The sequence below is a fragment of the Streptomyces sp. 8N706 genome (assembly GCF_052245415.1).
Taxonomy (GTDB): Bacteria; Actinomycetota; Actinomycetes; order Streptomycetales; family Streptomycetaceae; genus Streptomyces.
Window position 1 is genome coordinate 1 of the sequence record NZ_JBQQBW010000172.1, and the last position, 10,579, is coordinate 10,579.

The window sequence follows — 10,579 nt, forward strand, 5'->3', positions numbered from 1 at the left end:
GGTCGATATGTTCATAGAGTTTCGGTGGTCATTGCGTTAGGGAAACGCCCGGTTACATTCCGAACCCGGAAGCTAAGCCTTTCAGCGCCGATGGTACTGCAGGGGGGACCCTGTGGGAGAGTAGGACACCGCCGAACAATTGTTGGCCGCAGTCCCCTGGATCGTGAGATCCCGGGGGCTGCGGCATTTCTGCGTTCAGGATCCTTCAGCTGCTGCGGGACCCATCTCGGCAGGCCGTCCATCACCGTTCGGCGGCCGCCTGCTTCGCGCCAGGAGTGGCCCTTGATCTGCTGATGCCGTGTGGTCATGTGTGGTGACGCGCATTCCGGCTGTCCGGGGACCGCTGCGGGATGTCCGAGGCGCTGCTGCCTCTCTTCCTGGCGGCTGTGCCGATCCTCGCCGGTTCCGGCAAGCGTGGTCACCGAGCACCTCTGTACGCCACGAGCGGCCCAGTGCCGTGCTCCGATGGATCCAACCCGTCGTACTGCTTGCTCTGCCGGCGGTCGGCATGGGCACCAGCTGCAGCAACTCGTTGGCGCACTCGCCATGTTCGGGTCGAAGGTCGGAGGTCGGCGGCCTGGACGCCTCCCCGACCATGCTCCGAGTCAGCCTCCAGCCGGCGTACGGGCTCGGTCACCACCCTCATCGGGCGCTCGGTCAGTGACGTTGGGCGTACGGCGCCTCGGCGCGGTCGCGGTGGTGCCGATCGGCACGGGCCCGTGGCCGCGGGTTTCGCCGTGGTCTGGCCGGCCCCCACCCCCCGAGTGGGCATGCTCGGGTTCACGATGCTCGGCTTCGGTCTGTCCCTGAGCCTGCCGCAAATCATCGCGGCGGCGAGCCGTCTGTCCCCGGAGTGTCCGCGGCCGCCGTCGCTCGCCTCAATATCTTCCATGACGCCGGCCTTCCGATCGGCTCACCGCTCGTCGGCGGGCTGGGGGACGCGTGGAATCACCGCGGGGTGATTCCACGCGCGGGTCCTGATGACACTCCTGCACGCCCGATCGTTGGGTGCTGAACCAACCCGATACGGTGGCGAACATGAGCGGCCGCACACAGCTGATGTGGGACGAAGCAGTCACGGGCTACGACTTCGGCTCCGGACATCCGATGGACCCGGTACGTCTGGCGCTGACCATGCGCCTGGTCGAGGCGTTCGGACTGGACCGGGCGGTGGAGGTGGTGGCCGCCAAGGCCGCCGGGGACTCCACCCTGCGGCTCATCCACCGCTCGGACTATATCGACGCCGTGCGGCGTGTGTCGGCCGATCCGAAGTCGGCGGACGGAACCTACGGCCTGGGCACCGAGGACGACCCCGCCTTCGCGGGCATGCACGAGGCGTCGGCACTGATCGCCGGGCTGTCGGTGGGCGCGGCGGAGGCGGTCTGGCGCCGCGATGCCGTGCACGCGGTGAATTTCGCGGGCGGGCTGCACCACGCGATGCCCGGTGCGGCCTCCGGTTTCTGTATTTACAACGACGCCGCGCTGGCCGTGGCCAGGCTGCTGGAACTGGGCGCGGAGCGGGTGGCGTACGTCGATGTGGACGTGCACCACGGTGATGGCGTGCAGGCGGCCTTCTGGGACGACCCGCGCGTGATGACGATCTCGCTCCATGAGCATCCGCGGACGCTGTTCCCGCAGACCGGGTGGCCGGAGGAGACGGGTGGGAACGGCGCCGAGGGCAGCGCGGTGAATGTGGCCCTGCCGGCCGGGACCGGCGATGAGGGGTGGCTGCGGGCGTTCGACGCGGTGGTCCCCGAGCTGCTGGAGGCGTTCGGTCCGCAGGTGCTGGTGACACAGCATGGAGCGGATACGCATGTAGAGGACCCGCTTGCCCACCTCGCGGTGAGTCTGGACGCGCAGCGGGCGGTGGCCGAGGCGTGTCATGACCTGGCGCATCAGTATGCGGAGGGGCGCTGGCTGGCGCTGGGCGGTGGCGGTTACGCGATCGTGGACGTCGTACCGCGGTCCTGGACGCATCTGGTGGCGATCGCGGCGGGGCAGCCGGTGCCGCCGACCACGGTGGTGCCGGAGGAGTGGCGGCACCAGGTGTACGCGAAGACGCGGCAGCCGGCGCCGGGGCGGATGACGGACGGCCGGGAGCCGCGCCGGCGGAACTTCGCGGATACGGGGTACGACCCGGCGGACCGTCTGGACCAGGCGATCCTGGCCACGCGGCGGGCGGTGTTCCCGTCCCACGGTCTGCTGCCGTAGCCGTGTGCCCGCCCGAGGTTACGCGCCATTAGGCCAACGGTGGGGCTTATCGCCGTTCCCGGGCCGGGAGGCCGCCCTGTGGCCCAGCATCGGGGACGTGTTGAATCCTGGAGCGCTGCGTGCGCATCTGTTGGCGGCCCGGTTGGCAGGGCCTGTGGCGACCTCCCGCGAGACGAGCCTGCGCAGCTACCGGCTCTTCGCCGCCAGGGATCCACGGGTGCTGCTCGGCCTCGACCCCGAAGGGGCATGGGAACAGCCGGAGGTGTTGAGGCTGATGGCCGAGCGGTGCGGAGTCTCGGACGATGCGGAACATGTTTCCGGCCCCGATGTGATCGACCCCGACCGTACGGTGGCGGCGCTCGAAGCGTTTGCCGGCCGCCTCCGTGCGGTGGTCGCCGCTCGCGCGCCCGTGCTCCTGGGCACCGGTCACCCCCACCGTCTCCTCGGTTTCTACGCTTCGTTGGCCCGGGCGCTCTCAGCGGCGGGATGTTCCGTACTCACCCCGGCGCATGGGCGATGTATCGACATAACGACCCGGTTCGGCGTACGCACCTACCGCCTCGACTACGCACACGGAGTCGCCTCGGTGCGGGTCGCCGGGGCGGAGAGGCCGGGCGGTGAAACGGGCGTGCACACGCACTCCCCGCTCCCGGTTCGTACCGCTCTCGATGCCGCGGCGGACGCCCGTATCCCCCTCCCGGCACTCGTCATCGGGGACCACGGTTGGGTCTGCGGGGCAGGTCAGCTGGGGATCGAGGCCATGGGGCTGGCTGACACGGACGATCCCGCGCTGTTCGTCGGAGAAGCCGAGGGCCGGGTGTCCGTCGCTGTTCCGCTTGATGACGCTGTGCGGTCCGATTACTACCGGCCGCTTACTCGCTATGTACTCAATCGAGCGTGTCTGTCACAGTAGGCGGTCGATCGCTACTCCTCTTCCCCACTTGCATCACACGCCCCTAATCTGGGGAGGAGCGCACAGCGACGAGGAGTCACCGGAGGGGAAGCCGGTGCCCGTCATGTGCGGAAGGTTCAGGTGTGTCATGGCTGCTGGCGAGAGGCCTCTGAACGAGGTTCAGTTCCTGACCGTGGCGGAAGTCGCCACGGTGATGCGCGTATCGAAGATGACCGTGTACCGGCTGGTGCACAGCGGTCATCTGCCTGCGATCAGGGTGGGGAGGTCGTTCCGGGTTCCGGAGCAGGCGGTCCACGACTATCTCCGCGAGTCCTATGTGGGGGTGGAGACCGCCTGACGGTGACCCTCGGATTACGTTCCTCACTCGGCGCCGGGTAGGCTGGGCCGACGTAGGTCGTGTGGGCTCGGACGCCCCGCACCGAGTGATTCGAAGTGAGCGAGGGTAGTCGTGGGCTCTGTTATCAAGAAGCGGCGCAAGCGGATGGCAAAGAAGAAGCACCGCAAGCTGCTCAAGCGCACGCGCGTTCAGCGTCGCAACAAGAAGTAAGCGACAGCTGAAAGTGGTACGCCGCCCTCCCGCCGTCCCGGTGGGAGGGCGGCGTCGTCGTATCGGGGGACGCGTATCAGGCATCCGGCCGAAATGTAGCTGTATGCATCCTGCGGTCACCACAGTGCAACATCCACCCGATACGGTGACCGCTACGGGAATAAACACGGACCCGGCCTAGGTGCGGAAGGAAGGCGCTGATCTTGGGCAAAGTCGTGCTCGTCACCGGTGTCGCCCGGCAGCTCGGGGGGCGTTTCGTACGACGCATCCAACGAGAGCCCGAGGTCGACCGGGTGATCGGCGTGGATGCCGTACCGCCCGAGCACCATCTGGGGGGCGCGGACTTCGTCCAGGCCGATATCCGGCATCCCACCATTGCCAAGGTCCTCGCCGAGCACGCCGTCGACACCGTCGTCCATATGGACATCACCGGCACCCCCTTGGGGACCCGGGGCAGCCGTAGCACGGTCAAGGAGACCAACGTCATTGGCACCATGCAGCTGCTCGGCGCCTGCCAGAAGGCGCCCGCCGTCGAGCGCCTCGTGGTCAAGTCCAGCACCAGCGTGTACGGCTCCGCGCCCCGCGACCCGGCCATCTTCACCGAGACGACCCCGCCCAAGTCGCTGCCCAGCGGCGGCTTCGCCAAGGACGCGGTCGAGGTCGAGGGCTATGTCCGGGGGTTCGCCCGCCGACGGCCCGATGTCGCCGTCTGCGTGTTGCGTTTCGCCAACATCCTCGGTCCCTGCGCGGAATCCCCGCTCGCCGACTATTTCTCGCTGCCCGTGCTCCCGACCGTCTTCGGCTACGACCCGCGGCTGCAGTTCGTCCACGAGGACGACGTGATGGAGGTGCTGCGGATCGCCTCCTTCGAAGCCCGCCGCGGCACACTCAACAGCGGCACCTTCAATATCGCGGGCGACGGTGTGCTGCTGCTCTCGCAGACCGCCCGGCGGCTCGGCCGTCCCACGGTGCCGGTCCTGCTGCCCGCCGTCACCTGGGTCGGCTCCGCGCTCCGGTCCGTCGGCATGACCGACTTCTCGCCGGAGCAGATCCGGCTGCTGACGCACGGCCGCGTCGTCCAGACGGCCCAGATGCGGGAGACCCTGGGATTCGAACCGACCTATACGACAGCGGAGGCCTTCGCGGACTTCGCCCGCAGCCGTGCCCCAGGGCTCCTCCCGCCCGAAACCCTTGCCCGTACCGTCGACCGGCTCGCGGACCTCGTCCCCGCGGCCCCCAGTGAGGAGCGCACCTGACATGGCCGACGCCAAGGTCATTCCCTTCGGTGACGAGCCGAGGTCGCGGCGCGGCAAGGCCAAGCCGAAGACCAGAGTGAACGGGCGCAGGTCGGGCCCGCTGTCGCCCGTACCCGAACAGCCGGTGCCCCCGGAGACGCAGGACCCGTCGGCCGCGGAGTCACACGGGTCCGCGGGGACCGGCGTGTGGGAGCGGAGACTCGCCCATGGACTGTCGTTCCTGCGCCGCCGGGTCACCGGGGACTACGAGGTCGACGACTTCGGTTACGACGAGGATCTCACCGACCAGGTCCTGATGTCCCTGCTGCGACCCGTGTACGACAAGTACTTCCGCGTCGAGGTGAAGGGCATCGAGAACATCCCGGACACCGGTGGTGCGCTGATCGTCGCCAACCACTCCGGGACGCTGCCGCTGGACGGTCTGATGCTCCAGGTCGCGGTGCACGACCACCACCCGGCCGACCGCCACCTACGGCTGCTCGCCGCCGACCTCGTCTTTATGCTGCCGGTCGTCAACGAGCTGGCGCGCAAGGCCGGTCACACCCTGGCTTGTTCCGAGGACGCCCAGCGGCTGCTGGAGCGCGGCGAGGTGGTCGGGGTGATGCCGGAGGGCTTCAAGGGCGTCGGCAAGCCCTTCTCCGAGCGCTACAAGCTGCAGCGCTTCGGACGGGGCGGGTTCGTCTCCACGGCGTTGCAGGCCGGTGCGCCGATCGTGCCGTGCTCGATCGTCGGTGCGGAGGAGATCTACCCGATGATCGGAAACGCCAAGACCCTGGCCCGTCTGCTCGGCTTTCCGTACTTTCCGCTGACGCCGACTTTTCCCTGGCTCGGCCCGCTCGGCGCTGTACCGCTGCCGACGAAGTGGACGATCCAGTTCGGTGAGCCGATCCCGACCGACGCCTATCCGCTGGAGGCGGCCGAGGACCCGATGTTGATGTTCAACCTCACCGACCAGGTACGAGAAACGATCCAGCACGCCTTGTACAAGCTGCTGGTGCAGCGGCGCTCGGTCTTCTTCTGAACGTGACGTGCCTCCCCGCGGAAGCCGCCCGGGAACCGCGGCCCTCCTGTGAACCAGGCCGTCTCTGAGCTGCAGGCGCCTCCGGACGGAGCGCCTGAGCCGGCGGCGGTTCCGGGGTGAATGCTGGGCGCCGTGTGCTGAGCTGACGCGTCTGGGGCCCGGCGCCGAGAGGAAGTTCCTTCGACGCCGGGCCCCAGCGCTTGCTCGCGTCCGCTACGACTCAGCGCACGTCCTGACCCTCGATGCCCAGGCCCGGGAGGATGCCGGGCAGCAGCGGGGGAAGGGTGACGTCCGGCTTTGCCGTGCTGTTGTCCTTGCCGCTGCCCCGGCCACCGGAGGGCGTCGGGCTGCTGCTCTGCGGCGGGTCGAGCAGATCGCCGGTGCTGTCGATGAGCCCCTCATCCTGCCGGTGCGACTCGGAGGGCCGAGGTTTGTCCTCACCGTCGGTCCGCTGCTTGGACGGGCTGTCCGACGCGGGTGTGGAATTCCCGGACGTCCCCTGCGAGCCGGTCGGTCCGGAGGAGTCGCCGGAGCCCTGACCGGACCGGTCGTCGCCGTCCGGCCCCGAGGGCAGCATCGACTTCAGCGGGCCGACCTCCTCGTCCATGGCGTCGAAGACCGAACTCACCTGGTCTCCCACATCGGTGAGCTGGGTCGGCAGCCGGTCGCGCAGCTCGCGCCAGCTCTGACGATGAGACGTGGAGAAGGACTCGATCGCCTGGATCGGAGCCAGAGAGCCCTCCCGTGCGTATGCCTCGGACAGCAGCCGGTGTCCCTCGGAGGCGTCGTGCCGCATACCGGAGAGCGCTCTGCGGACCTCGCCCAGCGATTCATGGTCGAGGTGGCCGGTGCGCCCGCGCTCCATCAGCCGACGGGCCTCGTTCATACGCGTCGAGGCCTGGCCGAGATACATCTCGCCGCGGTCCGCGTCGCCGTCCGCCAGGCCGAGCTTCAGATCCTCCATGCCGCGCTTGAGGCCGTAGAGCGAATCTCCCGGCAGGGCGTCGGAACTGGCCGCCGCGACACCGCTGAACGCCCCGGCCGCCACCCCGACGGTGAGCCCACCTGCCGCGAGCCCCTTCGACCAGCGGGACCGGGGCCGTAGCTTCCGAAGACGGCTCGCCCGGTGGGCGCCCTTCCGGGAGCGCTGCTCGGGCACTCTGGGACCGTCCGCCCCGACGCCCTCGGCGAGCATCGCCTCCATGGCCGCGACCAGTTGGGCTCGCTGCACCACCCTGACGTCCGGATCCAGCACCGGCTTCGGCAGCCGGCCGAGTCCGCCCGTCAGGGCGGTCAGCTCCCCGTGCCGGCACGGCTGGATCTGCTGTACCTGCTGGACGTCCGCCGCCGAAGCGTCGGGCCGCTCAGCCCTCCGGTCCTGGCGAGCCTGCTCCTCCAGGACCTGGGCGAAGGCGTTCGCCCGCCGGTGCGCCGATACGTTCGCGATCACAGGCGGCACCTCCTCTCGTCGTCACGTCGACTCCCCGGCACTTGTGGAAGGTTGCACGCCTTGAGCGCGACCACCCGATCGAGTGAGAGGTCGTGGGCATGGCGTGACCAGAGGGAGCCTGCAACCCGGACAACGAGCGGCGCGGCAGTCGGGTTACGCATGGACGATGATCGGACCGCGGGGTCATGGTGGTCACCGTAAGTGTTGTCGTCGGGGTCAGCGGGCGTCGTCCGGGAGGAGCCGGGCCAGGGTGCGGACCGCGCGGTACTGAAGGGTTTTGATCGCGCCTTCGTTCTTCCCCATCACGCGGGCCGTCTCGGCGACCGAGAGCCCTTGGAGGAAGCGGAGCGTCACACACTCCTGCTGCTGGGGGTTGAGCTTACGGACCGCCTCCAACAGGGCCGCGTTGGAGAGCGATTCGAGGACGGAGTCCTCCGGGCTGCGCTCGACCTCGTTGGCGTCGAGCATCTCGCCGGTGGTGACCTCGAGGCGGAAACGGCTGGACTTGAAGTGGTCGGCGACGAGGTTGCGGGCGATCGTCACCAGCCAGGCGCCGAAGTCGCGGCCCTGCCAGGTGAAGGTGCCGATGCGGCGCAGGGCCCGCAGGAACGTCTCACTGGTGAGGTCTTCGGCGGTGGCCTTGCCGCCGACGCGGTAGTAGATGTAGCGGTACACCGTGTCGGCGTACTGGTCGTAGAGGCGGCCGAAGGCCTCGGCCTCACCGGCCTGGGCACGTTCGACCAGGTCCATCATGCGACGGCTGTCGCTGTCGGCGGCGGGGCGGCGGGCGGTGGTGGCGCCGGCGGTGGCACGCGTACGTCTGCCGAGCGCGGCGGTGCGCTCGGCCAGGGCGTAGGCGGGGCCGGTCGGACCGGCGGCAGGGACAGGCGCGGCGAAGGCGGGGACGGCGTACGCGGTGGGGACGAAGCCGCGCAGATGGTCGGCGACCGTCGAGCGGAGCGTAGCCAGGCCCGAGGCGTCAACCCCGACGTGTGGGTACACGGGACTCCCAGAGGCAGAGCTTCCATCACGTGCAGTGCGGGACCATTCACTCGTCGTAGCGACGTGCGGGTACCCGTTTGCGTCTGAGGAGAATAACGCTTCGTACAGGCAGCGCTACACCGAGTTGCTCAAATCGTCGGTTCAGAACGCTCTGTTATAGATTGATGACCGATCAAATATCGAACGCGCGATAGAGAATGACCGCTTTTCTCTGCGAACTGCTCGCTCGGCGGTCAGCTTCTGGCGCTGCGGCGGCATTGGGACTGGCGGGAAGCCGGAGGGGGTAAGAAGGCCGGAATGGCCGCGCGTCGCCGGGCCGTGTCCCGGTGGCATACGGGCTCCGCGGGGCGGACGGTACGGCCGCCACGGCGGGTCCGTCGTGACTCGTGAGCGCGGGCGGCTCGACGTTGTCGCAGGTTGCGTGGGTAGTTACAGAGGGTGATAGCTAGCGGCGGCGGCGCTGGAGGGCGACCGCGGCCGCCGCGCCGCCGGCCAGCGCGCCGACTCCGGCGGCGGCCGGGATGCCGACCTTCGCGGCCTTGCGGCCCGTCCGATAGTCACGCAGCCGCCAGCCGTGCTCCCGGGCGTGCTTGCGCAGCCGCGTGTCCGGGTTGATCGCGTACGGATGCCCGACGATCGACAGCATCGGGATGTCGTTGGCCGAGTCGCTGTACGCGGCGCAGCGCGACAGGTCGAGGCCCTCGGCCGTGGCCAGCGCCCGTACGGCCTCGGCCTTCGCCGGGCCGTGCAGCGGCTCGCCCACGAGCTTGCCGGTGTAGATGCCGTTGAGGGATTCGGCGACCGTGCCGAGCGCTCCGGTCAAACCGAGGCGACGGGAGATGATCGTGGCGGTCTCCACGGGGGCGGCCGTGACCAGCCAGACTTTCTGGCCCGCGTCCAGATGGGCCTGGGCGAGGGCGCGTGTGCCGGGCCAGATCCGTTCGGCCATGTACTCGTCGTAGATCTCCTCGCCCATCTCCATGAGCTCGGAGACCCGGTGCCCCTTCACGATGGACAGCGCGCTGTTCCGCGCGTCCTCCATATGGGCCGGGTCCTCGACGCCGGCGAGCCGGAACCACGCCTGCTGCCAGGCGAAGCGGGCCAGCTCGCGTTTGCGGAAGAACCTGCGCTTGTAGAGTCCGCGGCCGAAGTGGAAGAGCGCGGCGCCCTGCATCACGGTGTTGTCGAGGTCGAAGAAGGCCGCGGCCAGCTGGTCCCCGGCGACCGGGAACTCCAGCTCGGCGGCGTCGTCGCGCTGTCCCTCGACGTCCTGCACGGCGGTGTCGATGGAGGACTTGCGGGCTGCCTCGGCAGCGGCCTCGCCTGCCAGCACGCTGCGTGCCGTGGCGGAGCGCCTTCGGTGGGTGAGCCATCCCAATGCGGCCATGACGTGAGCATAGCCAGTGTGTTCGGCCAAACCGGAGTCAGGAGGATTCGGGCGCGTGAACTTCCTGCGGCGCTCCTATGCCGTGGCCGCGCCCGGCCAGGCCCTTCCCTGGCCGGGCGGTCTCCGGAGGCGCCCCCGGAGTGCCCTGGGGGCCGCGGCCGGGGCACGCCGGTGACGGGCTTCGCGCACAGGGTGGGGCCACCGGTGAGCCAGGGGGCGCGGGACGTCCCTCTCGTAGCACGGCGGCCCTGCCGAAGGCCGAGGGTTCGCTCGGGCGAGTCCGGCTGTGCAGCGTAAAGGCCCGCGCTCACCGCTCCGGCCTTGTGAACCCGGGAGTGTCGCTGCCCGACGACACCGCCCGGACAGGGCCGACCGCACCGCCGCTGACCCCACCCGGCCTCCGTGAATCTGCGGCGGCGATTGCAACCCAGGTCAGCAGCTTGCTGTGGAGGCGTGTCGCTGGCCTTGGCAGGGGCTTTTGCAGAAGTCCGTTCCCCGGTCCTCGGGCGGGGCCCCCACCCGGCCGGAGTCCGGGGGAGACGCGGACCGCCCTCCGGGCGGATGGCGCTGCTTCTGCCGCACCGCACTCGCAGGCCGGCCGCCCATCAGCCGAGTGAACAACGCTCCAGGTCAATACACCTAGGGCGTGTTTCGAAAGTAGTGCCGTCCGCCCGAAGGGCGGGGTCCGCGGCTCCCCCAGCTACCGCTGGGCGGTGCCCCCAGGTGCGTGCGATCGCAAGGCGGTGGGGGTACCCCCGGCCGGAGGCTGGGGGAGGTCGTCCTCGTACTGAC

9 protein-coding genes, 1 rRNA gene and 1 pseudogene are annotated in these 10,579 nt (G+C 69.5%); 8 read left to right on the forward strand and 3 right to left on the reverse strand.

Translation table 11 applies throughout. The features are described 5' to 3' along the window. The first annotated feature begins 20 nt into the window (after positions 1-20). The 8 genes and pseudogenes from rrf (at position 21) to ACTWQE_RS32545 (ending at position 5,948) form a co-directional block, all read left to right on the forward strand. A 5S ribosomal RNA gene (gene rrf / locus ACTWQE_RS32510) occupies positions 21-137 on the forward strand. A 495-nt stretch (positions 138-632) separates the two neighbouring features. Next, positions 633-1,085, forward strand: a pseudogene (locus tag ACTWQE_RS32515) (MFS transporter); the annotation flags it as partial. After that, the gene (locus tag ACTWQE_RS32520; protein WP_443332689.1) at positions 1,039-2,211 is read left to right on the forward strand and encodes an acetoin utilization protein AcuC; all 1,173 of its coding nucleotides are present in this window, start codon (positions 1,039-1,041) and stop codon (positions 2,209-2,211) included. The pseudogene ACTWQE_RS32515 and the gene ACTWQE_RS32520, both read left to right, overlap by 47 nt. Positions 2,212-2,308: 97 nt before the next feature. After that, entirely contained in the window at positions 2,309-3,124 is an 816-nt protein-coding gene (locus ACTWQE_RS32525; protein WP_443332690.1) for a phosphatase, read from the forward strand. A gap of 127 nt (positions 3,125-3,251) precedes the next feature. Next, the gene (locus tag ACTWQE_RS32530; RefSeq protein WP_351507891.1) at positions 3,252-3,461 is read left to right on the forward strand and encodes a helix-turn-helix domain-containing protein; all 210 of its coding nucleotides are present in this window, start codon (positions 3,252-3,254) and stop codon (positions 3,459-3,461) included. Between the two features lie 111 nt (positions 3,462-3,572). Then, positions 3,573-3,671 (forward strand): 30S ribosomal protein bS22, encoded by a 99-nt coding sequence (locus ACTWQE_RS32535; protein ID WP_003948845.1) that lies wholly within the window; start codon positions 3,573-3,575, stop codon positions 3,669-3,671. Between the two features lie 203 nt (positions 3,672-3,874). Then, positions 3,875-4,927 carry an NAD-dependent epimerase/dehydratase family protein gene (locus ACTWQE_RS32540; RefSeq protein ID WP_443332691.1) on the forward strand — a complete coding sequence of 351 codons (1,053 nt, stop codon included), beginning with the start codon at positions 3,875-3,877 and terminating at the stop codon, positions 4,925-4,927. A 1-nt stretch (position 4,928) separates the two neighbouring features. Next, a complete protein-coding gene (locus tag ACTWQE_RS32545; protein ID WP_443332692.1) occupies positions 4,929-5,948 on the forward strand; it encodes a lysophospholipid acyltransferase family protein in 1,020 nt (339 codons plus the stop codon). Positions 5,949-6,168: 220 nt separating this feature from the next. Here the strand turns inward: ACTWQE_RS32545 and ACTWQE_RS32550 are convergent, their stop codons facing one another. The 3 genes from ACTWQE_RS32550 to ACTWQE_RS32560 form a co-directional block, all read right to left on the reverse strand. After that, entirely contained in the window at positions 6,169-7,398 is a 1,230-nt protein-coding gene (locus ACTWQE_RS32550; RefSeq protein WP_443332693.1) for a DUF5667 domain-containing protein, read from the reverse strand. Positions 7,399-7,614: 216 nt separating this feature from the next. Beyond that, positions 7,615-8,400 (reverse strand): ECF subfamily RNA polymerase sigma factor, BldN family, encoded by a 786-nt coding sequence (locus tag ACTWQE_RS32555; RefSeq protein WP_443332694.1) that lies wholly within the window; start codon positions 8,398-8,400, stop codon positions 7,615-7,617. A gap of 445 nt (positions 8,401-8,845) precedes the next feature. Then, a complete protein-coding gene (locus ACTWQE_RS32560; protein WP_443332695.1) occupies positions 8,846-9,787 on the reverse strand; it encodes an HAD family hydrolase in 942 nt (313 codons plus the stop codon). Positions 9,788-10,579: the final 792 nt, after the last annotated feature.